The sequence below is a fragment of the Pseudomonas koreensis genome (genome assembly GCF_024169245.1).
Taxonomy (GTDB): Bacteria; Pseudomonadota; Gammaproteobacteria; order Pseudomonadales; family Pseudomonadaceae; genus Aquipseudomonas; species Aquipseudomonas koreensis_F.
Genome location: NZ_JALJWP010000001.1, coordinates 2832501 through 2855329 on the forward strand (window position 1 = coordinate 2832501; position 22829 = coordinate 2855329).

Below are 22829 nucleotides of genomic sequence, written 5' to 3' on the forward strand. Positions count from 1 at the left end.
TTTCAGACACTTTCCAACTCGCTGCACACCTGAATCACCTGCTCGCGCAGCCAGACGTTGGCGCTGTCCTGATCGGCGCCCTGGCTCCACTGCATGTCGAGGGTGAAGCCCGGCAATCCGTTCGGCGCCTCGCAATGATTGAACACTGCATCATTGGTCAGCAGACGCTGGATACGCCGGGGCAGGGTAAGGATGAAGTCAGTGCCGGTGATCATCTTCAACGCGGCGCTGTAGCTATTCGAACGCGCAACGATCTGACGTTTCTGCGCCTGCCGCGCCAGCCAGCCATCGACCATGTTGGTGCTTGAAGTCCATGGCGTCGGAAACACGTGCCGACGCTCGGTAAATGCTTGCAGACTCAGGCGCGGCTCCAGTGGCGTGGCACGTTTGTCGAAGACACAGACCAGATCGTCCTCCAGCAACATTCGCGACTTCAGATCGGCATGCTGGCGGTGAAAATGCGGGCCGAAACTGATGACCAGATCGAGGCTGCCGTCGCGCAACTCTTCAGCGGGCACGTCGGTTTCGAACTTGTGCATGTTGACCATCACCGGCAGGTCGTCGAAGTCAAAGCGCTTCAACAGACGCGGCAGGATCAACTGCTCGAAATACTCCGGGGCGCAGATGTTGAAGGTCACCGCCTGCCGGCTCGGGTCGAAGGCCGGGGCGCCAGCGTGGCAGAGGTTGATGCTTTCGAGGATCTTCTGCACATGGCCGTACATGCTGCAGGCCTTGTACGTCGGTCGCATTCCGGTGCGGGTGTTGATGAACAACTCGTCCTCGAAACTGGTGCGCAGTTTCTTCAGGCAATAACTGACGGTGGACTGGCTGACGAACAGGGTTTCCGAAACATCGGTGACGCTGCTCTGCTCGTACACGGCGACAAATACCATCAAATCCTGCATGTCGAGCTTGCGAAGCAAATTACTGTTCAGCATGAGTTCCGTCTCGCTGTGCCCTTGCGCCGAAATTCGCGCAAACGTGTGCGTACGATCCTAACGGAACGATGGTGCCAGGAGAAACCCTCGTAGGACATTTCACAGACACATGTGGGACAGAAACTTTTAGCAACACGACGTTGGCTGCGTGGCGGCGAAAAGCTGGCCAGAGGCCTCTAGACCGGGCGAGGCAAGTAACGTGCGTATTGGCGCGGATCGAAGCGCTTGACCATCAGCAGCATGACCGCCATTACCGCGGTGAGTGCCCACCACGCCCCTTCGAAACTGCCCAGTCGATCGCGAATCATCCCTGCCAATAGCGGCGAGAGGCCTGCGATCAGATAACCGATCCCCTGTACAAACGCGGTGAGGCCACCGGCGCGCTGGGGGTCATCGCAATGATCCAGTGCGACAATCAGGCTCATCGGAAACAGGCCGCCGATGCCCAGCCCCAACAGACACGGCCACAGCAGGGCCAGATGCGCCGGGGCGAGAATCAGCCCGCAGAAACCGCCGATGACCAGTAACAGCAGAGCCGCCAATATCTGGCGTCGATCACGGCTGCGATTGGCGATAGCCGGCACTGCCAGCCCGGAAATGACCTCCATCGCTGTAAGAAAACCCAACAGCAGCCCGGCGTTTTGTTCACTCCAGCCTTTTTCCACGTAGTACGGGGCGAGCCAAGCGAGGACACAGGTGTAGGACGCGGTCCCGAGGCCAAAGAAAATCGCCAGCAACCAGGCGCGACGGCGCGTGATGAAAGACTCCCTCCTGCTCGCCCTTGATGTGGCATGCGCGGGCTGTAAACACCAGACCAGCAATGCAAGCAACGCCAGCCCGGCCCAAATGGCCAGCGCCGCGCGCCAACTCCCCGTCTGGATCATCACCAGCGGCGCGAACGATGCGGCAATCGCGGCGCCGGCCATGATCGACGTCACGTAGACGCCCATGCACACCGCCACGTTGTCAGCAAAGCGGGATTTGATCAGCGCCGGCATCAACGCCTGGATCAAGGCGATACCGATACCGGCCAGTATCGCGCTGACGATCAGCCCAACCGCCGATTCGATAAACAGTCGCGAGAGCGTGGCCAGGCCGATGATCAGCAACGACAGCAACACCGCGCGCTGTTCGCCCAGACGCTGGCTGATGGCAAGACCGAAAAACATCGCCAGACCCATGGCCATCACCGGCAGCATGGTCAGCAAAGAGGCGAGGCTGAAACTCAGCGGGATGTCGCCACGTATCGCCGAAAGCAACGGCCCGATCGCTGCCATTGAAGGACGAAGATTGAGCGCGACGAGGACGATTGCGAGCATCAGCCAGACAGCGGGGCGGGTGTGATTCATCAGCAGGCCTTCAATTGCAGGGGCTGGTGATTAGGCGTGGCGTCGCGCGCATCGGCAAATCAGAAAATCCCGGTCCAGACTTAAAAACTCGATACCACGCAGCTCCCCTGTAGGAGTGAGCCTGCTCGCGATAGCGGTGTGTCAGTCGATATTTGTTTATCTGACATACCGCTATCGCGAGCAGGCTCACTCCTACAAGGGGAATGGTGAACGGCCGAGAAACTGAATAAAACCTGAACCGTTCTCAAATACTCGCAAAGTTTCACCTGGGTACTTCGAAGCAACTATTCATTAGCATCTTTTTCACGAAAAATTGATCCATGGCTGCCTAAAGTTTGTCATGCCTCGGTGAATGAAATTTTCACAATTGACGAGGTTCTTCTTTCAGGAACAGTCATTCATCATGTTGAAGCTAAAAGCCGTGCGCCCGGAATGGGTGACGTTGTTTGCCAGCGCCTTTTTGTTGATTGGTTTCAATCTGGTGCTGTGGCAACACTTGTTCGAGATCACTGCCGCCGATGGCAGGGGGATCGCCATGCGCTTGGCGTTCGGCGTGATGATCTTTGCCGCGTTCAATATCGTGCTGACGTTGTTCGCGTTCCGGCCGCTGCTTAAACCGCTATTGACCTTGTTGTTTGTGATCAGCGCTGGCGTGGCTTATTTCATGAGTCAATATGGCGTCATGATGGATGCAGGCATGTTTCGCAACTTCGCTGAAACCAACGTGACGGAAGTGCGTGATCTGCTCTCGCTGAAGTTGTTTGCCTATATTGTCTTGCTGGGTATTGTGCCGTGTTTGTTGTTGTGGAAAGTGCCGGTAAGTTATCGGCGCTGGCACCGTGAGTTGTTCAGCAAAGTTATTGTCAGTGTCGCCTCTGCGGCGGTGATTGGTGTTGTGGCACTGGCCAACTATCAAGGCTTGTCTTCTCTGTTTCGCAATCACCACGAAATTCGCCTGATGCTGGTGCCGAGCAATTACATCGGTGCATCCATCGGTTACCTGCAGGAACAAGTCGTCTCGGCGCAGCAGCCGTTCATCAAGATCGGCGAGGATGCCCGGCGCAATCCCGACTTGCAGTTGCAGCCACGTAAGTCGCTGACCGTGCTGGTGGTCGGGGAAAGTGCGCGGGCGCAGAACTTCGGCATTCTCGGATACGACCGCGACACCACGCCGCAACTCGAGAAGGAAGCAGGCTTGATCGCCTTTACCGATGTGCATTCCTGCGGCACGGAAACGGCGGTCTCGGTGCCGTGCATGTTCTCCAACATGGGCCGCAAGGATTACAACGCCAGCAAGGCCAGAAATGAAGAGGGCTTGCTCGACGTACTCAAGCGCGCCGGCATCGACGTGATCTGGCGCGATAACCAGTCCGGCTGCAAAGGCACTTGCGACCGCGTCACGGTGCAGGATGTCAGCAAGTTGCAGGACCCGGCATTGTGCGCCAACAGCGAATGCCGTGATGAAATCCTCCTGCAAGGTCTGCAAGGTTTCATCGATCATCTGAATAAAGACACCGTGCTGGTTCTGCACCAGATGGGCAGTCACGGCCCGGACTACTTCAAGCGTTATCCCAAGGAGTACGAACACTTCACTCCGGTCTGTGAAAGTAACGCGCTGAACAATTGCAGCCGGGAAAGTATCGTCAATGGCTACGACAACACGCTGGTGTACACCGACCATGTGTTGGCGAGCCTGATCGATGTGCTGCGCAGCAATCAGGACAAAGTCGACACCGCCATGCTCTATCTGTCGGACCACGGTGAATCGCTGGGCGAGTACAACCTGTTTCTGCACGGCACGCCTTACATGCTGGCGCCCGAGCAGCAGAAGCATGTAGCGATGCTGGCGTGGTTCTCCGACAGCTACCAGAAAGCCTATTCGGTCGACACGCACTGCCTGCAAATGAGCCGTGACAAGCCGCTGAGTCAGGACAACCTGTTCCACTCGATGCTCGGCCTGCTCGAAGTGCGCAGCAGCGTCTATCAGCCGGCGCTGGACATGTTTGCCGGCTGTCGCGGCGCGGTGATCGATGGCGTGTTGGCCAAGCAGTGAGGCGTTTGCGGCCCATCGCGTCGATGCGACGGGCCTTTCTGTTTCTGCTGTCAGACTATTCTTGCTGACAGGCAAGACATTTCCTTACAGCTCTTGCCCTTCACAGGCGCGTAAATCGCCGGTGGCGATATATACTGCGCGCCATTCTTCAAGGGAGAGCCGTGTGGCTATCGATATTCACTGGATTCGCGACAACGAAAGCCTCGCGCAGTTTTGCGCCGAGTGGCAGCAACTGCCGTTCGTTGCCCTCGACACCGAATTCATGCGGGTCGACACCTTCTACCCGATTGCCGGCCTGTTGCAGATTGGCGACGGCAAACGCGCCTACCTGATCGATCCGCTGACCATCAACGCCTGGCAACCGCTGGCCGCATTGCTGGAAAACCCGGCGGTACTGAAAGTCCTGCACGCCTGCAGCGAAGATCTCGAAGTGCTGCTGCGCCTGACCGGCAGCCTGCCGGCGCCGCTGTTCGACACGCAACTGGCCGCCGCCTACCTGAACCTCGGCTTCTCGATGGGCTATTCGCGATTGGTGCAGGAGGTGCTCGGCATCGACCTGCCCAAGGGTGAAACCCGTTCCGACTGGTTGCAGCGTCCGCTGTCCGAAACCCAGATCAGCTATGCCGCCGAAGACGCCGTGCATCTGGCCGAGGTGTTCGTCGAGTTGCGGCCCAGGCTGTCCGACGACAAGTTCGCCTGGGTCCTCGAGGATGGCGCCGAACTGGTCGCCAACCTGCGCCGCGAAACCGATCCGTACGAGGTCTATCGCGAAGCGAAACTGGCGTGGAAGTTGTCCCGTGCGCAACTCGCCGTGCTGCGTGAGCTGTGTGCCTGGCGCGAAAAAGAAGCCCGCGCCCGCGACTTGCCGCGCAACCGTATCGTCCGGGAACACTCGCTGTGGCCCTTGGCCCGCACGCAGCCGGATAACCTCGCGGCGCTGGGCAAGATCGAAGACATGCATCCGCGTACCGTGCGTCAGGACGGTCAGTTTCTGCTTGATCTGATCAAGCGCTCTGGCAGTGTGGGGCCTGATCAATGGCCGCCGGCCGTGCCGGAGCCGTTGCCGATCGAAGCCGCTGCGTTGATCAAACAACTGCGCGCTTTGGGTCAGGCCGAGGCCGAACGCCTCGGGATTGCCCCGGAACTGATGCTGCGCAAGAAAACCCTCGAAGCCCTGGTCAAAAGCGGCTACCCCGAGGGGCCTTACCAATTGCCCGATTCGTTGCGTGGCTGGCGCCGCGAATTGCTCGGCCAGAAGCTGCTCGACAGCCTGACCACCGCCGGAGAACAGCCTTGAAACGTATTTGTTCCATCTACCAAAGCTCCAAGCGCAGCGGCATGTATCTCTATGTGCTCAAGAGCGATGCGCTGGAGCGCGTGCCGGAAGCGCTGATGCTGGCGTTCGGCAAGCCGAAACATTCCTTCGATCTGGTGCTGTCGCCTGAGCGCAAACTGGCCAGCGAAGACATCACCGTGGTCCTGGAAAACCTCGACAAGCAGGGCTATCACCTGCAGATGCCACCGGCCGAGGACGAGTACATCGAGCACTTGCCCGAAGAGTTGCTGCGACGCAACGACCCGGTCTGACCCGCGAGGCCCTGTCCTGGGCCTCGGTTAACCCTGGAACTGTTTTTACCGCGATGGCCGGACCGAACCCGGCGGCCGTCTGCACGGTTTGCGAAAGGTTTGAAGATGCGCGTTCTGATTGCCGAACACGACCACGCGATATACGCCCGACTGCTGCGTCAGGCGCTGCCCGAACTGGAAGTCCTGACCAGCGGCGACTCCGCCGAACTGGCCCGTCAGGCCGCTGATTGCCCGGTGTGGCTGGGCCAGCCGGATCTGCTGGCGACCCTGTTGCGTCAGGGGCATCAACCGCAATGGCTGCAATCGACCTGGGCCGGCATCACGCCACTGCTCGCCGATGGCTTGCGCCGCGATTATCGCCTGACCCGCGCGGTGGGCATTTTCGGTCAGGTCATGGCCGAATACGTGCTGACCTACATCCTCGGCCACGAGCGCGAAGTGCTGGCGCGGCTGGTCAGCCAGGTCGAGCGTAAGTGGGACAACCGCAGCGGCCAGAGTCTGGTCGGGCGCAAGGTGCTGATCGTCGGCACCGGTGACATCGGCCAGAGTGTCGCGCAGTTTCTGCTGCCGTTCGGCGTCGAACTATACGGCATCGCCAGCAGTGCCCGCGAACAGGCGCCGTTTGTCGAAGTGGGTGCGCTGGCCGATCTGCCACGGCTAGTCGGTGAGGTGGATTATGTGGTCAATCTGCTGCCGAACACCGAACACACCCACGATATTTACGACGCGGCGCTGTTCAAGCAATTCAAACCGACCGGCTTGTTCATCAACGCCGGACGCGGGGTTGCGGTGGTCGATGCCGATCTGGTCGAGGCCTTGAAAGAAGGGCACCTGGCCGGCGCGGTGATCGACGTTTGCCGTCAGGAGCCATTGCCGCAACGTCACCCGTTCTGGACCGCGTGGGGCTTGCTGCTGACCGGGCACAGCTCGGCACCGACATCGCCGGTGCTGATGGTGGATTTGTTTGTGCAGAACCTGAAGGCGTACGAGGCGGGAGAGGCGTTGCGCGGGGAAGTGGATTTCACCCGCGGTTACTGAGGTGTCATCAAAAGATCGCAGCCTTCGGCAGCTCCTACAGGGGGAATGCATTCCAGATGTAGGAGCTGCCGAAGGCTGCGATCTTTTGCTTTTTAAAGGGTGAAATCGCCCTCAGTCACCAGTTCACTCAGCGGACGACGCGGGCTTGGTGTTTCGCGGGCTTGCAGGTATTCAGCCAGGGTTGCCTTGTCACCGAGTTTGCCCACCGCCACCGCCGCGTGCAGGGCGTACTCCTCGGGAATATTGAGTTCCTTGCGGGTCAATTCCTGATCGAAGCCGGCCATGCCATGGGTGTGCCAGCCGCTGAGGCTCGCTTGCAGGGCCAGATGGCCCCAGGCCGAACCGGTATCGAAGGTGTGCCACAGCGCTGGGGATTCTTCCGCTGCACCCGGCGCAGTGAACGTGGTCTTGGAAATAACGATCACCAGCGCCGAAGCATGCTGCGCCCAGCTGCGGTTGAATTCGTTGAGCAGGCCCAGATAACGCTGCCAGTTCGGCGTATCGCGACGTGCATAGAGGAAGCGCCACGGTTGCGAGTTGTACGCCGACGGCGCCCAGCGCGCGGCTTCGAAGAAACTCAGCAGGGTCTCTTCAGCAATCGCTTCGCCGGTGAAGGCGCGCGGCGACCAGCGCTCGGTGAACTGCGGGTGAATGGCGTAATCGGCAACGCGAGGGTTGGCACTCATGCACGGATTCCTTGCAACGGATGGGTAAGAAGTTCGCTGCAAAACCCTACTGGGCGGCGCTGGGGCTGACAAGCGGATTTACCGACAGTCGCCAGCGCTTGGCCCTCGCGCTCCCTGGCACTAGACTGGCGGCCTTTTCACCAACTTGATGTTGATGCTTGAACCATGGCCGCGATAGTCGAACCGTTCTGGAAACGCAAAACCCTCGATCAACTCGATCACGAGGAATGGGAATCGCTGTGCGACGGCTGCGGTTTGTGCTGTCTGCAAAAGCTTGAGGATGAGGAAGACAACAGCGTCTATTACACGCGCATCGCCTGCAAACTGCTGGATCTGAAGACCTGTCAGTGCAGCGATTATCCGAACCGGATCAAGTTTGTCCCGGACTGCATCCAGCTCACCCCGGGGCAGGCGGAAGAGTTCAAATGGCTGCCGCCGACCTGCGGTTATCGTCTGGTCAGCGAGGGCAAGGATCTACCGTTATGGCATCACTTGGTGTGTGGCGACCGCGACGCGGTGCACCATGAGCGGATTTCCCAATCCGGGCGAATGCTCGCCGAAGGTAGCGTGGCGGAGGATGACTGGGAAGATCATCTGATTTTTCGCGCGGGTTAATAGTTACAGGATTCGAAACCGCTATCGCGAGCAGGCTCACTCCTACAGGTGAACGCATTTCAATTGTAGGAGTGAGCCTGCTCGCGATGGCGTCATTCGCCTCAACGCAATCTTTGATTCAAACGCCGGCTTTCGGCGAGGTCAGCGAATCATTGCCGGTAACAGTCGCCGTTTCCGTGGCCACTTCGGCATTGGTTTTCAGCTTGTTCAGTTCTTCCCCGGCGCGTTCGATCTTCGCCCGTACGTTGCTCATGTCCTGACGGCCTTTTTCCAACAGGCTTTTCGCCGAGCAGTGGCCGGTGATACCACGGGCCACGGCCATGCCGCCGAGCGCCACTTGAATCAGGCCGAACACGCCGCCACGGCGCAGGCCCTTGCCGACCATCAGCACGCCGCCGGTCAACGAGCCGACGCGCTCCCAGCCATGCACGTTCTTGTGCGAAGGCGACTGGAACGGGGTGGATTCGATGCGTTCTACGCGTTTGAGCTCGCTCATGATCTATCTCCAGGCAGGGTGCGATTGATAGATAAGCTGACTGCCGGGGCGGTCAGCTTGTTCCATCGAATGTGCGACGCTTCAGCGGAATTTCGGCCCGGAGCGGGTGTTCAAGCCTTTGGCCATGCGGTCGTAGAGCACAACGTTGACCGTGGCGGCGAGGTTCATGCAGCCGGTGGTCGGGATGTACACGACGTCTTCGCACCAGTCGCGAATCTCTTTATCCAGCGAGCCGTCTTCCGGGCCGAAGATGTACAGGGCGCGGTCGGGGTGGGTGTATTCCGGCAGCGGCCGGGCGCCTTCGACCAGTTCTACCGCGACGGGCACGCAGTTGAGCGGGAGGATTTTTTTCAGGTCGTCGATGCCGATCAGCGGGATGTCGTAGTGCACGCGTTTGGTGTCGGTGACGAAATCGGCGGCGCGTTCATAACGCTTGCCGGTGTAGAACACCGACGCCACGCCATAACAGCCTGCGGCGCGCATCACCGAACCGACGTTCTCCGGTGATTTGGGGTTATACAAACCAATGCAGCTGTACCGTTTGTCTGCCACGAGCGGGGTGCCTTCGGGAAAAAGAGGGCGATTATACGGGGATAAGATCAAAAGATCGCAGCCTTCGGCGGCTCCTACAGTTGAATGGCGTACACCGTGTAGGAGCTGCCGAAGGCTGCGATCTTTTGCTTTTAATCTTCTTTTTTCATCAGGCCAGCCAGGGCTGCAAACGGGTTATGCGTGGCCTTGGCGATCTTCGGTGTGCTCAGCGAGCCGTCACCGAAATACTGCTGGTCGGTGTAGCGCGAATGCTCATTGTCGTGGCAATACAGGCACAACAGCTCCCAGTTCGAGCCGTCCTGCGGGTTGTTGTCGTGGTTGTGGTCACGGTGGTGCACGGTCAGTTCGCTCAGGCGCTTGCCGGAAAACTCACGGGCGCAGCGGCCGCAGACATGCGGATACATCTTCAGAGCCTTGTCGCGGTAGCCCATTTCCTTGTCGCGCTGGTTGTCGGCGAGGATGCGGTCCAGCTTCGACGTGTTGGTGGGGGTGGACGAACTCATGGGTTCACCTTTGTAAAAGACTGATGACGGTTATGCGCAGAGTTTAGCTCAGCCCTTGAGCTTCTCGGCAATCCAGATCGTATGGCGGGTGCCCTTGTTGCCGTGGGCGAACACCTGAACTTCTTCGGCCTTGAAACCGGCCTTCTTCAATTTGTCGGAAAACTGCCGATCAGCGCTGGCCGACCACACGGCGAGCACGCCTTTGGGGCGCAGGGCCTTGGCGCAGGCATTCAGACCAGCGGCCGAGTACAACCAACTGTTGGCTTTCTGGGTCAGGCCTTCAGGGCCGTTGTCGACGTCGAGCATGATCGCGTCGAACCCGTTCGGCTCGCTTTGCAGCACCTTGGCCACGTCTTCCATGCGGATCACCGTGCGCGGATCGAGCAATGGCCGGCCGGACTTTTCTCCGAGCGGGCCGCGATTCCACTCGACCACGCCGGGCACGAGCTCAGCGACCACCACTTCGGCGGCCTTGCCCAGATGCTTGAGCGCGGAGGCGAGGGTGAAACCCATGCCCAGGCCACCGATCAGCACTCGCGAATTCGGGCGCCCGGCGACCTTGCGGCAGGGGATTTCGGCCAGTGCATCTTCGGAACCGTGCATACGAGTATTCATCAACTGCCCGCCATCGCCGCCCTGGATCTTGATGACGAAGTCCTCGCCATACTCGAACAGGCACAGGGCACCGCCGTTTTCGGGGATCGGGGTGGTGTCGAGCAGAACGAAACGTTTCATGGAAATCTCTAAAAGGGGGAAGGCAAGCAGGCGCGTTGGGAGTAGCCTGAGCACAGACTAAAGGCCAAACGGAGCCCTTGATGAAGCGCACCATTCTAACGGTCATTACCCTGGCCGCGCTCGCGATTACTGCGGTGCAGGCGCAACAGAGCATTCCTGTCAGCCCGACGCCGCAACCCGGTTCGCCCGGCACCGCGACGCCGACACCCTATCCGCAGATCACCCCGATCACTCTGCCCAAATCGGGCGCCGGCAGCGGCAGCCCGCCGCTGGTACCGATCGAAGTGCCCAGCCCGCCGAGCAAGGATCAACCGGTGCCGGGCATCGAGCCGAATGGCAACAAGGTCAAATCCCCGGGCGGTTAAACCTGTTGTGCGGCGAGTTGGCCGTCGGCCATGCGCAGGCGTTTGGACAATGAAACGGCGAGGGCGCGGATGATCTTTGCGGCGATTTTCGGTGCGTCGTTGAGCATTTTTTCCAGCGAGTCCTTGCCCAGATTGAGCAACTGACAATGGCTCGCCGCGATGCACGTGGCGGAACGGCGCTCGCCATCGAGCACGGCCATTTCACCGAAGGCCCGGCCGCTGCGCAGGGTGGCCATGGTGATGACCTGACCGTCGACGCCGGTTTTCTGCACGGCGACCTGGCCGGTGTGGATGATGCACATGAAACTGCCGGCATCGCCCTCGCGAAAAATCGCTTCGCCTTCAGCCACGGTGCTGATGCTGAAGTAGCCGGAAGCGGCCGCGAAGTCGGCCAGCTGCAATTGATCGAACAGGCCACAGTCCATCAGCCAGTCGCGGATTTCGTTGTTCAGTAAGGTCGGTTCGGACATGTCGATGCGGTCTTTTTGTTTTCACATTTCAAGGTTTACACCCATCCCCTGTGGGAGCGAGCCTGCTCGCGAAAGCGGTTGGTCTGACACCGATGATGTGAATGACAGATCGCATTCGCGAGCAGGCTCGCTCCCACAGGGAGGTTTCCGGTGTATCGGCCTGCGCGGTCTGCTGTTAAGACCCAAGCCACCCACAGAGTTCCTCAGGCAATCTGCAAAACCTTGAACACAAATGCATATTCGAGCGCTACGTCACGTAATCCCTGATAGCGCCCGCTCATGCCGCCATGCCCGGCGCCCAGTTCGGTCTTGAGCAGCAGCAGGTTGTCATCGGTCCTGGTCGCGCGCAATTTCGCCACCCACTTGGCCGCTTCCCAATACTGCACGCGGCTGTCGTTGTAGCCGGCAATCACCAGCAGCGGCGGATAAGCCTGCGCCGTGACGTTTTCGTACGGCGCGTAAGCCTTGATCCGATCATAGACGTCCGGTTCTTCCGGGTTGCCCCATTCGTCGTATTCGGTGACGGTCAGCGGCAGCTCGGGGTCGAGCATGGTGTTGAGCACGTCGACGAATGGCACTTCGGCAATCGCCACGCCGAACAGGTCCGGGCGCTGGTTGAGCACTGCGCCGATCAGCAGGCCACCGGCGCTGCCGCCGCTGATCGCCAGTTTTTCTGCGGTGGTGATGCCGTTGAGGATCAGAAATTCGGCACAGGCGATGAAATCGCTGAAGGTGTTGTGTTTGTGTTCCTGCTTGCCGGCGCGATACCAGGCTTCGCCCAGCTCGCCGCCGCCGCGTACGTGGGCGATGGCGAAGGCCATGCCGCGATCGAGCAGGCTCAGGCGTGCGTGGGAAAACCACGGATCGAGGCTCGAACCGTAGGCACCGTAACCGTACAGATAGAGCGGCACGGGTTTGCCGACCATCTCACGCTTCATCACCAGACTGATCGGCACCTGCGTGCCGTCCGGGGCAGTCGCCCACAGACGCTGACTGACATAGGCGTCGGCGTCGAACGGGCCGAGCACCGGGGTTTCCTTGAGCACTGTTTGCTCGGCGCTGGCGAGAATCAACTGGCGCACCTGAGCCGGGCGATTCAACGCTTCGTAGCGCAAACGAATGCGATCGCTCTCGAATTCCAGGCTGTTTTGCACATGAAGGCTGTAGGCCGCATCGGGCAATTGCACGCGATACGACGCCAGGCCTTGCGGGTGAACTTCGATGATCGGCAAACCACCCTCGCGCAGGCTCAAGGTCATCGCCTCGGCATTGAGGCTGACGCCGTCGAGCATCACCTCATCGCTATGCGGGATCAGGTTCTGCCAGTCGGCTTCACTCGGCGGCACGCCGGTGTCCGCAGCCTGGTACAGGGCGAAGTTGATGCCGTCGCGGTTGGTGCGGATAAACCAGGTCCAGACGCCATCGAGCAGGCCGTGGTCGACGTCGTATTCGTGATCTTCGACCCGTGGTGCCAGACAGGTGAACGGCAGGTGCGGCTGATTGGCGTCCAGCGCCCAGACTTCGCTGGTGGTCTTGCTGCCCAGCGACAGTAGCAATTGCTGCTCGGAGCTGGCGCGGTAGCAATGCAGGAAGAAACGCCCGTCCGGCTCTTGAAAAACCTCTTCGGCGGCGGTGCCATCGAGTCGATAGCGGAACAGTTTATGCGGGCGATGAGTGTCGTCGAGCACGCCGAAGAACAGGGTCAGACTGTCGTTGGCCCAGGTCATGCTGCCGTCGCAGTCTTTGAATTCGAGTTCGCTGACCTTGTCGTTGGACAGTTCCTTGACGAACAGCGTGTAGATCTCGTCGCCCGAGGTGTCGACGCTGTAGGCCAGACGCTGGTGATCGGGACTGATGCTGAAAGCACCGAGCGAGAAGAAGCCGCCATTGGCCAGTGCGTTCGGATCGAGCAGCAGTTGCTCGCGGCTTTCATCAAGGGTCAGGCTGTCATCCGCCGGACGCGGGCAGCGGTAGTGCCGGGCGTATTCGTCACCGGCGGTGGTGCGCGTGTAATACAGATACGGACCCCAGGGCGAGGGCAGGGACAGGTCGGTTTCCAGAATCCGGCCTTTGATCTCGTTGAACAGGCTTTCACGCAGCTCGGCCTGATCGGCGGTTTGCGCCTCTTGATAAGCGTTTTCAGCCTTGAGGTAATCGAGCACCGCGTCGGTGTCGCGCTCCTGCAGCCAGGCATACGGGTCGGCGCCGGGCGCCCGGTGAGCAATCGGGGCTGGGATGACATTGGCGGATTGGGGCATGGAAGGCTCTCGGACATTATTCGGAATTGGGTTTTTCGCAGGTCTTGAAAGCGCCGCAGCCCTTGTGGGAGCGAGCCTGCTCGCGAAAGCGGTGTGTCAGGCAACGCTGTTGCAACTGCCAGTCTGCATTCGCGAGCAGGCTCGCTCCCACAGGGTCGGCTGCTGGCCGTCTGGTATTGGGACAAGCCGCATGGGCGAAAAGTCGTTACTATAAGCGCCTCTTTGCCTGCCTTGCCATGGACACCATGACCGAGAACGACTATCTGATCGCCTGGGGCCTTTACGCCTTTGCCGCCGTGGGCTGCCTGCTGGTATGGATGCGCCTGACCACCTGGATGTGGCGCTGGCTGCGCGAGCCGCTGCGTGTGCTGATGGCGGTGTTGCTGTTCAGCCCGACCATCGTCGATCCGGTGAAAGCCAAAGTTGCACCGGCCATCGCCATCACCGCGCTGGACATGCTGTTCAAGGTCGGCAACAACGCCTGGCGCGCGGTTTCCGATCTGTTCATGTACGGCATGATCGCTTTCGGGGTGTATCTGGTTTTCGTCTTGATCCGTATGCCGATCGAGCGTGCCTCGACAGCGCGGCGTGAACGCGCCGAGGCCGCCAAAGCCGCGGCCCGCGCCGAAGATCGCGACGACGATCAGCCATTCGGCGGCGCCGGCGACGACCGCTACGGTCGTCCGCCAGTGCCGAACAATCCGCAGCGCATGCGGGTCGAGCCGCGTCTGTAACCCGAGAGTCCGCACATGTGTGAATTACTGGGCATGAGTGCCAACGTGCCGACCGACATCGTGTTCAGCTTCACCGGCCTGATGCAGCGCGGCGGTCGCACCGGTCCGCACCGCGACGGCTGGGGCATCGCCTTCTACGAGGGGCGGGGCTTGCGGTTGTTCCAGGACCCGGCGGCGAGCAGCGAGTCGGAAGTTGCCAATCTGGTGCAGCGTTATCCGATCAAGAGCGAAGTGGTCATCGGCCATATTCGCCAGGCCAACGTCGGCAAGGTCTGCCTGTCCAACACCCACCCCTTCGTCCGCGAACTGTGGGGGCGCAACTGGTGTTTCGCGCACAACGGCCAGCTCGCCGACTTCACCCCGATCAAGAGTTTCTACCGCCCGGTCGGCGATACCGACAGCGAAGCGGCGTTCTGCGATTTGCTCAATCGTGTACGCGCGGCCTTTCCGGAACCGGTCGATATCGAAGTGCTGCTGCCGGATCTGGTTGCTGCCTGCGCTGAATATCGCAGCAAGGGCGTGTTCAATTGCCTGCTCAGCGACGGCGACTGGCTGTTCTGTTACTGCTCGACCAAACTGGCCCAGATCACCCGCCGCGCACCGTTCGGCCCGGCGCGGCTCAAGGATGTCGACGTGATTGTCGACTTCCAGGCTGAAACCACGCCCAACGACGTGGTCACGGTGATCGCCACCGAGCCTTTGACCGAAAACGAAACCTGGACCCGCTACGAACCGGGCCAATGGAGCCTATGGCGACGCGGCGAATGCGTCAGCCAAGGCAAGACCGAATAAGGATTTGCACCCATGTTGCTCAGTTATCTACGGCTGGTGTTGTTTGCGGCGGGCCTGTTGATCGGCGTCCAGGTGCCGGGGTTCATCAACGATTACGCCCAACGTGTCGAAGCGCATCTGATCGAAGCGCAGACTGGTCTGCGTGGTTTCCAGGGCACGGCCGATCAGTTTTTCAAAGGCGATATGCAGGCGTTGGTCGCCCATTACCGGGCCAGCGAAGACCCGATTTTCCGCAGTGATGCCGACAGCCTGAACACCTTGCTCACCCGTCAGGTTGCGCTGGATAAACAGTTTCAGGCGATGCAAGGCCCTTGGTACGTGCGCTTCCTGCAAGTGGTGCTGGCCGCCGATCCGGACATTCGCAAGGAAACCTGGAATGGCTACAGCTATCAGATTCTGCTGACGCCGGAAGCGATGATTTGGGGCATGAGCGGGGCGTTGCTGCTGTCGTTCGGCATCGAATGCCTGTTCCGCCTGATCGACTGGGTTGTTCTCGGTGGTCGGCGTCTGCGCCAGAGCCGGCCGATCGAAGATCGCGACGTGCGCGGTTTGTAAGACTCGCACAATGATCGTTCCCACGCTCCGCGTGGGAATGCCTCAACGGACGCTCCGCGTTCGGCTTTGGAGGGACGCGGAGCGTCCCGGGATGCATTCCCACGCAGAGCGTGGGAACGATCATGCCGTAAGGGAAATGTAATTTTTGCCGACTTTCTGCGCGTACTCTTCAAGCACCTGCTGACACAACGTCACCATCTCCTCGACCCACTCCACTCCGACCCGCCACGACACCACCACCGGCAGATCCCCCGGACGCTGCTCGATGTCGAGCAAGGTCAACTCTCCACGCGCCAGTTCCTCGGCCACCAGCACCGGCGGCAGGGCGCCGATTCCGAAACCGTCACGCAACAACCGGGTGATCGCTGACACCGAGTTCACGCAATTCAAGCGTGGCGCCAACACGCCGTTCGCCTGCATCAGCGCCACAATGTCCTGATGCGGTCGTGAGTTTTTCGAGTAGGTGATGATCCGCTCCTGCGCCAGTTCGGCGAGATCGGCGTAGTCGCGGTTGTAAATCGAGCTGCTGGCGACGATCCAGCCCAGCGGATGGCTGGCCAGCTCCAGACTGCGCACGCTTTCATGCCGGACCAGATCGGTTTGCAGCACCAGATCGAGGAAGCCTTTTTGCAGCTGATCACAGAGATTCAGTGCGGTATCCGCGACCAGTTCGATTTCCACCCGTGGGTAGAGATCGGTCATCTGCGCCACCAGCGGGCTCAGCCAGGTATGAATCACCGTGTCCATCACGCCGATCCGCACCCGGCCGACCTTGCTCGAACGGGTCTCGATCGATTGTTTCAGCGCCGCCATGGTGTCGAGCATCTGTTCGGCATAATCGAGCACCTTCAGGCCTTCCGGGGTCAGACTCACGCCGCGTGAGTCGCGCAGAAACAGCTTCACGCCCAGCTCGCCTTCGAGCACGGCGATGCGGCTGGAAATCGACGCCTGAGTGGTGAACAGCTTATCGGCGGTCAGGCGAAAACTCTTCAGGCGCGCGACCCAGACAAAGGTCTCGAGAAACTTCAGGTTCATGGGCAAGGCTCGGCTGACAAATTTTTCTTATGCCTAAGGCGGGTTTTTATTCGTTGGACGGCGCGGGGCAGGGCGACGAAAAATCGGCGCATCCGGTTCCCACGATAGGCGTCGTCGGAGCTTCGAACAAGACCAATAAAAGCCCTGCGGAGATTTGCCATGAGTGCTCCCGACACCCTCCCGTTATCCAAGCCTGCGGCGCGTCCCGGGCCGTTCGACTGGTACCGCAACATCAACCAGCAGGAGCGCCGCACGTTCTGGAGCTGCAAGATCGGCTACGGTCTGGACGGCATGGACACGCAAATGCTCAGCTTCGTCGTGCCGACGCTGATTGCAATGTGGGGCATCACTACGGGCGAAGCGGGGCTGATTCACACCAGCACCCTGATCGCGTCGGCGATCGGCGGTTGGGTCGCCGGGATTCTTTCCGACCGCATCGGCCGCGTGCGCACGCTGCAACTGACGGTGCTGTGGTTCGCCTTCTTCACTTTCCTCTGCGGCTTCGCGCAAAACTACGAACAACTGCTGATCGCCCGGACCTTGATGGGCTTCGGTTTCGGCGGTGAATGGACCGCTGGCGCGGTGTTGATCGGTGAAGTGATCCGCGCCAGGGATCGCGGCAAAGCGGTGGGCATGGTGCAATCCGGCTGGGCGCTGGGCTGGGGCCTGACAGCGATTCTGTACGCGCTGTTGTTCTCGGTGTTGCCGCCGGAAGATGCCTGGCGCGCGCTGTTCATCCTCGGCATCGTGCCGGCGATATTCGTGATTTTCGTCCGCCGCCTGGTGAGAGATCCGGAAATCTATCGCGAAGCCAAAGCCGCGCAAACCCCGGACAACCCGGCGAAGTTCTACGAGATTTTTGCTCCGGGCATGCTGTTCACCACATTTCGCGCGTCGTTGCTGACCACCGGTGCGCTGGGCGGTTATTACGCAATCACCTCCTGGCTGCCGACCTTCCTCAAGAACGAACGCGGTTTGAGCGTGCTCGGCACCGGTGGTTATCTGGCCATGGTGATCGTCGGTTCCTACGTCGGTTACGTGATCAGCGCTTATCTGACCGATCTGCTCGGGCGGAAAAAGAATTTCATTTTGTTTGCGGTCGGCTCGTTCACCATCGTTCTGCTCTACACGCAGATGCCGGTCAGCAACGGCGTGATGCTGTGGCTGGGGTTTCCGCTGGGCTTCTTCGCCTCGGGGATTTTCAGCGGCATGGGTGCGTTTCTCACTGAATTGTTCCCCACGCGGATCCGCGGCTCGGGCCAGGGTTTCTGCTACAACATCGGCCGCGCGCTGGCGGCGTTGTTCCCGCTGTTGATCGGCCTGCTCAGCCAGAAAGTGCCATTGAGCATGGGTATTGGTGCCTTCGCGGCGGTGTCTTACGGGGTAGTGATCCTGGCGGCGCTGAGTCTGCCGGAAACCCGTGGCAAGCAACTCGACGCGCAGTAACTGATAACCTGCGCAGCAATGTCCTACAGATAAGAAGACCAGCAGCTACAGGAGTGTTCACCGTGAGCCGCCTGCTATTGAATTGCGACATTGGCGAAAGCTTCGGCAACTGGACCATGGGTCTGGACGCCGAGGTCATGCCCTTCATCGATTGCGCCAACGTGGCCTGCGGTTTCCATGCTGGCGACCCGAGCATCATGCGCCAGACCGTGGCGTTGGCCCTTGAGCACGGCGTGCAGATCGGTGCGCACCCGGCTTATCAGGATCTGGTCGGATTCGGCCGACGTTCCATGGCCTATTCCGCGCAAGAGCTGCAAGACATCCTGCATTACCAGATCGGTGCCCTCGACGGCATCTGCAAGGCGCAGGGCGGACGCGTGAGCTACGTCAAACCCCACGGCGCGATGTACAACGACATGATGGCCAACTCGGCGCAGTTACGCGCGGTGGTGCAGGCCGTGGCCGCGTATGACCGCAGCCTGCCGCTGATGTTGATGGCAACCCGTGACAACGTCGCAGCGCAGCAGATCGGTGATGAATACGGCGTGACCCTGTGGTTCGAAGCTTTCGCCGATCGCGCCTACGACAGCGCTGGCCGGCTGGTCTCACGGCAGCTGCCGGGCGCGGTGCATCACGATGCCGAAAAGATCATCGAGCAAGCACTGACCATCGCCGCCGGCGGCGAGCTCACCGCCAGCGATGGCAGCGCCTTGGTCCTGCGCGCCAACACGTTGTGCGTACACGGCGACAACGCCAGTTCCGTGGCCGCCGTGCAGCGCATTCGCCACGCCTTGCAGCAGTCGAGTGCGTCATGAATCCACGGATAGAAGTGGTGGCGCTCGATTGCCTGATGCTGCGTCTGTTCGATGAAATCGCCGAAGCCAACATGCCGTGGCTGCTCGCCGCCACTGAGCACTTGCGCGCGGCGTTCGGCGCACAACTGATCGACCTGGTGCCGTCCTATACCACGCTGATGGTGCATTACGATCTGACGCTGCTGACTCCGGCTCAGGCGCGCGAATTGATCGCCGAAGCGCTGGTCGATCTGTCGCCAAATGCGCGAAGCGGTGGGCAGTGTCACGTCTTGCCGGTCTGGTACGACTTGAGTGTCGGCCCGGAACTGAGCCTGTTGGCCGAACGTAGCGGCCTCGCGGTGGACGAGGTGATTCGTCGGCACAGTGCGCGGGAATATCAAGTGTTCGCCCTTGGCTTTGCGCCGGGCTTTGCCTTCATGGGCCTGGTCGAAGAAATGCTCGCCACGCCGCGCTTGAGCACACCGCGCAAAAAAGTCGCCGCCGGCAGCGTCGGTATCGCCGAGCGGCAGACGGCGGCTTATCCGGTAGTTTCACCCGGAGGCTGGAACCTGATCGGCCGCACCCCGGCGAAACTGTTCGATCGTCATCGCGACGGCTACAGCCTGATGCAGCCTGGCGACACGGTGCGCTTCGAAGCGGTCGACCACGGCGAATTCATTCGTCTGGGCGGCGACGACACGCCACTGGAGGCGCAGGCATGAGTCGACTGACGATCGAAGCCAGCACACCGCTGTGCCTGTTGCAGGATGCCGGGCGCTTCGGTGTGCGACACCTGGGCGTTACCCAGGGCGGCGCGGCGGATTGGTGTTCCATGAGCTGGGCCAATTGGCTGCTTGGCAATGAGCTGGATGCAGTGGTGGTTGAAATTACGCTCGGCGGGTTTGCCGTGGTGGCTGAAGAGGATTGCCTGCTGGCGCTGGCCGGGGCAGATCTCGGCGCGCAAATCGATGGGCAACCGCAGGCGCCGTGGTGCAGTTTCAGATTGGCGAAAGGGCGAACACTGCGCTTCACCCAGCCTTTGCTCGGCGCCCGGGCCTATCTGGCGACTCCCGGTGGGTTTACTGCGCCGAAGGTGCTGGGCAGCAGTGCCACGGTGGTACGCGAACAATTGGGCGGTCTCGACGGGATGGGCCTTGCGCTCGCCAAAGGCACGGTGCTCTGTTCTTCCGGGGAAGCGCTGACGGTACGTGAAGTGCCTTTGGCGCTGCGTCCGGATCTCAGAATGGACACACCTCTGGATCTGGTACTCGGCGCACAGATCGGCCTGTTCAGCGGGCAAAGTCTGTTTGATGTCTTCAACAGCCCCTGGACAATCGACAGCCGCGCCGACCGCATGGGCATCTGCCTGCTGGGCACAGCGTTGCAATATCAGGGCGCGCCGATGATTTCCGAAGGGATTCCGCTCGGTGCGGTGCAAGTGCCACCGGACGGACAGCCGATTGTGTTGCTCAATGATCGCCAGACGATTGGCGGGTATCCGCGCCTGGGCGCGTTGACGCCGCTGGCACTGGCGCGGCTGGCGCAGTGCCTGCCGGGGGCGAAGGTGAGGTTAAGGCCGGTGGTGCAGGACATCGCACACCGCGAGCACATCGAGTATTTGCAGCGCTTTAAAGATCGCTAAAAGCTTCGCGAGCAGGCTCGCTCCCACAGGTAAAAGCATTCCAATGTGGGAGCGAGCCTGCTCGCGAAGGCGTTCGTCGGGTTAACGATTATTTGGAAAGAAACCGCATCCCTTCCTCAAGCCCGCGCAACGTCAGCGGATACATTTGATCCTCGATCAGATCGCGCACGATATTGGTCGACGAGGTATAGCCCCAGGTGTCCTTCGGGTACGGGTTGATCCAGATGAGCTTTTTGTACTTCTCCATGAAACGCTGCATCCACACGTAGCCCGGTTCTTCGTTCCAGTGCTCGACACTGCCGCCGGCCTGGGTGATTTCGTACGGCGCCATGGCGGCGTCACCGATGAAGATCACCTTGTAGTCGGCGCCGTATTTGTGCAACAGATCCTGGGTCGAGGTGCGCTCGGAAGTGCGGCGCATGTTGTTCTTCCACACCGATTCATAAATGAAGTTGTGGAAGTAGAAATATTCCAGATGCTTGAACTCGGTCTTGCAGGCCGAGAACAACTCCTCACAGATCTTTACGTGCGCGTCCATCGAACCGCCGATGTCGAACAACAGCAGCAGCTTCACCGTGTTGCGCCGTTCCGGGCGCATCTGGATATTCAGCAGGCCGGCGTCCTTGGCGGTGTGGTCGATGGTACCGTCGATGTCGAGCTCTTCCGCCGCACCTTGTCGCGCAAACTTGCGCAGACGACGCAGGGCGACCTTGATGTTGCGCGTGCCCAGTTCCACCGAATCGTCGAGGTTCTTGTACTCGCGCTGATCCCAGACCTTGACTGCCTTGCCCTGACGCTTGCCGGCATCGCCAACGCGGATGCCTTCCGGGTTGAAACCGCCGGAGCCGAACGGGCTGGTGCCGCCGGTGCCGATCCATTTGTTGCCGCCGGCGTGACGTTCCTTCTGTTCTTCCAGACGCTTCTTGAATTCTTCGATGAGCTTGTCCAGCCCGCCAAGGGACTGGATCTGCGCGCGTTCTTCGTCAGTCAGCGAGCGCTCGAACTCCTTGCGCAGCCAGTCTTCGGGAATCAGCGCCTGCAAGTGGTCGTCGAGTTTCTCCAGGCCATTGAAGTAAGCGCCGAACGCCCGGTCGAACTTGTCGAAATGGCGTTCGTCCTTCACCAGAATCGCCCGTGACAAGTAATAGAACTCGTCCATGTCGGCGAAGGTCACGCGCTGTTTCAGCGCGTTGATCAGGTCGAGCAGCTCACGCACCGACACCGGCACCTTGGCTGCACGCATTTCATTGAACAGGTTGAGCAGCATGGCAGCAGCCTCTTAGCGGGTGCCGCGACGGCTCATGAACGCCAGGCGCTCAAGCAGTTGCACGTCCTGTTCGTTTTTCACCAGTGCGCCTGCCAGCGGCGGAATGGCTTTGGTCGGATCGCGCTCGCGCAGCACCGCTTCGCCGATGTTGTCGGCCATCAGCAGTTTCAGCCAGTCGACCAGTTCCGACGTCGATGGCTTCTTCTTCAGACCCGGTACCTTGCGCACGTCAAAGAACACGTCGAGCGCTTCGCTGACCAGATCCTTCTTGATGTCCGGGTAATGCACGTCGACGATTTTCTGCAGGGTGGTGCGATCAGGAAAGGCGATGTAGTGGAAGAAGCAACGGCGCAGAAAGGCGTCCGGCAGCTCTTTCTCGTTGTTGGAGGTAATGATGATGATCGGGCGCTTCTTGGCCTTGATGGTCTCGTCGATCTCGTAAACGTAGAACTCCATCTTGTCGAGTTCTTGCAGCAAGTCGTTAGGGAACTCGATGTCAGCCTTGTCGATTTCGTCGATCAGCAGAATCACCCGCTCCTCGGACTCGAACGCTTCCCAGAGCTTGCCTTTCTTCAGGTAATTGCGCACGTCGTGAACTTTTTCATTGCCCAGCTGCGAGTCGCGCAGACGGCTGACTGCGTCGTACTCGTACAGCCCCTGATGGGCCTTGGTGGTGGATTTGATGTGCCAGGTGATCAGCTTGGCACCGAACGACTCGGCCAGTTGCTCGGCGAGCATGGTCTTGCCGGTGCCCGGTTCACCCTTGACCAGCAGCGGCCGCTCCAGGGTGATGGCGGCGTTGACCGCCAGCTTCAGGTCATCGGTGGCGACGTAGGCCTGGGTGCCTTCGAACTTCATCTGCAAATCCTCGAACGGTAACGCCGACCTTACGGGCAGGGCGGGGGCGAATAATCGGATG

The 22829-nt window shown here is 60.3% G+C and carries 25 protein-coding genes; 13 read left to right on the top strand and 12 right to left on the bottom strand.

Annotated elements, in window-relative coordinates; all coding sequences use genetic code 11:
* Positions 1-2: 2 nt before the first annotated feature.
* Entirely contained in the window at positions 3-938 is a 936-nt protein-coding gene (locus J2Y90_RS12785; RefSeq protein WP_253500137.1) for a LysR family transcriptional regulator, read from the bottom strand.
* Positions 939-1114: 176 nt separating this feature from the next.
* On the bottom strand, positions 1115-2287 hold the full coding sequence (locus J2Y90_RS12790) for a cyanate transporter (RefSeq protein ID WP_253500139.1): 1173 nt from the start codon (positions 2285-2287) through the stop codon (positions 1115-1117).
* A gap of 403 nt (positions 2288-2690) precedes the next feature.
* Between J2Y90_RS12790 and J2Y90_RS12795 the strand changes: the two genes are divergently transcribed.
* The 4 genes from J2Y90_RS12795 to J2Y90_RS12810 all read left to right on the top strand — a co-directional run bounded on the left by J2Y90_RS12795 (position 2691) and on the right by J2Y90_RS12810 (position 6965).
* Positions 2691-4340 (top strand): phosphoethanolamine transferase, encoded by a 1650-nt coding sequence (locus J2Y90_RS12795; protein ID WP_253500143.1) that lies wholly within the window; start codon positions 2691-2693, stop codon positions 4338-4340.
* Between the two features lie 163 nt (positions 4341-4503).
* Positions 4504-5637 (top strand): ribonuclease D, encoded by a 1134-nt coding sequence (rnd, locus tag J2Y90_RS12800; protein WP_253500146.1) that lies wholly within the window; start codon positions 4504-4506, stop codon positions 5635-5637.
* Positions 5634-5927, top strand: coding sequence for a YcgL domain-containing protein (locus J2Y90_RS12805; RefSeq protein ID WP_253500149.1), 294 nt, complete (start codon positions 5634-5636; stop codon positions 5925-5927). The genes rnd and J2Y90_RS12805 overlap by 4 nt, the downstream gene beginning before the upstream one ends.
* A gap of 105 nt (positions 5928-6032) precedes the next feature.
* Positions 6033-6965 (top strand): D-2-hydroxyacid dehydrogenase, encoded by a 933-nt coding sequence (locus J2Y90_RS12810; RefSeq protein ID WP_253500152.1) that lies wholly within the window; start codon positions 6033-6035, stop codon positions 6963-6965.
* 92 nt (positions 6966-7057) lie between these two features.
* Here the strand turns inward: J2Y90_RS12810 and J2Y90_RS12815 are convergent, their stop codons facing one another.
* A complete protein-coding gene (locus J2Y90_RS12815) occupies positions 7058-7651 on the bottom strand; it encodes a nitroreductase family protein (protein WP_253500155.1) in 594 nt (197 codons plus the stop codon).
* 165 nt (positions 7652-7816) lie between these two features.
* On the opposite strand from J2Y90_RS12815, the gene J2Y90_RS12820 reads away from it, so the two are divergent.
* Positions 7817-8266, top strand: a complete 450-nt coding sequence (locus J2Y90_RS12820) for a YcgN family cysteine cluster protein (RefSeq protein WP_253500158.1) — start codon at positions 7817-7819, stop codon at positions 8264-8266.
* A gap of 118 nt (positions 8267-8384) precedes the next feature.
* Here the strand turns inward: J2Y90_RS12820 and J2Y90_RS12825 are convergent, their stop codons facing one another.
* The 4 genes from J2Y90_RS12825 to J2Y90_RS12840 form a co-directional block, all read right to left on the bottom strand.
* A complete protein-coding gene (locus J2Y90_RS12825) occupies positions 8385-8762 on the bottom strand; it encodes a YgaP family membrane protein (RefSeq protein ID WP_133335271.1) in 378 nt (125 codons plus the stop codon).
* A gap of 81 nt (positions 8763-8843) precedes the next feature.
* On the bottom strand, positions 8844-9314 hold the full coding sequence (locus J2Y90_RS12830; protein ID WP_007911337.1) for an RNA methyltransferase: 471 nt from the start codon (positions 9312-9314) through the stop codon (positions 8844-8846).
* 131 nt (positions 9315-9445) lie between these two features.
* A complete protein-coding gene (locus J2Y90_RS12835) occupies positions 9446-9817 on the bottom strand; it encodes a YajD family HNH nuclease (RefSeq protein WP_003222612.1) in 372 nt (123 codons plus the stop codon).
* Between the two features lie 48 nt (positions 9818-9865).
* Positions 9866-10552 (bottom strand): spermidine synthase, encoded by a 687-nt coding sequence (locus tag J2Y90_RS12840; protein WP_042607430.1) that lies wholly within the window; start codon positions 10550-10552, stop codon positions 9866-9868.
* 80 nt (positions 10553-10632) lie between these two features.
* Between J2Y90_RS12840 and J2Y90_RS12845 the strand changes: the two genes are divergently transcribed.
* Positions 10633-10917, top strand: a complete 285-nt coding sequence (locus J2Y90_RS12845; RefSeq protein WP_253500161.1) for a hypothetical protein — start codon at positions 10633-10635, stop codon at positions 10915-10917.
* Here J2Y90_RS12845 and J2Y90_RS12850 read toward each other — a convergent pair.
* A complete protein-coding gene (locus J2Y90_RS12850) occupies positions 10914-11387 on the bottom strand; it encodes a cyclic nucleotide-binding domain-containing protein (protein ID WP_253500164.1) in 474 nt (157 codons plus the stop codon). The two genes, J2Y90_RS12845 and J2Y90_RS12850, sit on opposite strands and share 4 nt — an antisense overlap.
* Before the next feature lie 203 nt (positions 11388-11590).
* A complete protein-coding gene (locus J2Y90_RS12855; RefSeq protein WP_253500167.1) occupies positions 11591-13645 on the bottom strand; it encodes a S9 family peptidase in 2055 nt (684 codons plus the stop codon).
* 236 nt (positions 13646-13881) lie between these two features.
* Here J2Y90_RS12855 and J2Y90_RS12860 point away from each other — a divergent pair, with 236 nt between their 5' ends.
* From J2Y90_RS12860 to J2Y90_RS12870, 3 genes are read left to right on the top strand one after another with little or no spacing between them, the layout of a single operon-like run.
* Positions 13882-14379 (top strand): MFS transporter, encoded by a 498-nt coding sequence (locus tag J2Y90_RS12860; protein WP_253500170.1) that lies wholly within the window; start codon positions 13882-13884, stop codon positions 14377-14379.
* Between the two features lie 15 nt (positions 14380-14394).
* Complete coding sequence (locus J2Y90_RS12865; protein WP_024012022.1) at positions 14395-15171, top strand: class II glutamine amidotransferase; 777 nt, start codon at positions 14395-14397, stop codon at positions 15169-15171.
* A 12-nt stretch (positions 15172-15183) separates the two neighbouring features.
* Positions 15184-15726 carry a DUF2937 family protein gene (locus tag J2Y90_RS12870; protein ID WP_016771223.1) on the top strand — a complete coding sequence of 181 codons (543 nt, stop codon included), beginning with the start codon at positions 15184-15186 and terminating at the stop codon, positions 15724-15726.
* A gap of 120 nt (positions 15727-15846) precedes the next feature.
* Here J2Y90_RS12870 and J2Y90_RS12875 read toward each other — a convergent pair whose 3' ends face one another.
* Positions 15847-16761 (bottom strand): LysR family transcriptional regulator, encoded by a 915-nt coding sequence (locus tag J2Y90_RS12875; protein ID WP_253500173.1) that lies wholly within the window; start codon positions 16759-16761, stop codon positions 15847-15849.
* Positions 16762-16920: 159 nt separating this feature from the next.
* Here J2Y90_RS12875 and J2Y90_RS12880 point away from each other — a divergent pair, with 159 nt between their 5' ends.
* The 4 genes from J2Y90_RS12880 (at position 16921) to J2Y90_RS12895 (ending at position 20643) form a co-directional block, all read left to right on the top strand.
* Complete coding sequence (locus J2Y90_RS12880) at positions 16921-18207, top strand: MFS transporter (protein ID WP_253500176.1); 1287 nt, start codon at positions 16921-16923, stop codon at positions 18205-18207.
* 62 nt (positions 18208-18269) lie between these two features.
* Complete coding sequence (locus J2Y90_RS12885) at positions 18270-19022, top strand: 5-oxoprolinase subunit PxpA (RefSeq protein ID WP_253500179.1); 753 nt, start codon at positions 18270-18272, stop codon at positions 19020-19022.
* Positions 19019-19723 carry a 5-oxoprolinase subunit PxpB gene (gene pxpB, locus J2Y90_RS12890; RefSeq protein WP_253500182.1) on the top strand — a complete coding sequence of 235 codons (705 nt, stop codon included), beginning with the start codon at positions 19019-19021 and terminating at the stop codon, positions 19721-19723. The genes J2Y90_RS12885 and pxpB overlap by 4 nt, the downstream gene beginning before the upstream one ends.
* Positions 19720-20643, top strand: a complete 924-nt coding sequence (locus tag J2Y90_RS12895; protein ID WP_253500186.1) for a biotin-dependent carboxyltransferase family protein — start codon at positions 19720-19722, stop codon at positions 20641-20643. Before pxpB ends, J2Y90_RS12895 begins: the two co-directional genes overlap by 4 nt.
* An 88-nt stretch (positions 20644-20731) precedes the next feature.
* Here J2Y90_RS12895 and J2Y90_RS12900 read toward each other — a convergent pair whose 3' ends face one another.
* Positions 20732-21910, bottom strand: coding sequence for a vWA domain-containing protein (locus J2Y90_RS12900; protein WP_007956512.1), 1179 nt, complete (start codon positions 21908-21910; stop codon positions 20732-20734).
* Positions 21911-21922: 12 nt separating this feature from the next.
* Positions 21923-22768, bottom strand: coding sequence for an AAA family ATPase (locus J2Y90_RS12905; protein ID WP_007911294.1), 846 nt, complete (start codon positions 22766-22768; stop codon positions 21923-21925).
* Positions 22769-22829: the final 61 nt, after the last annotated feature.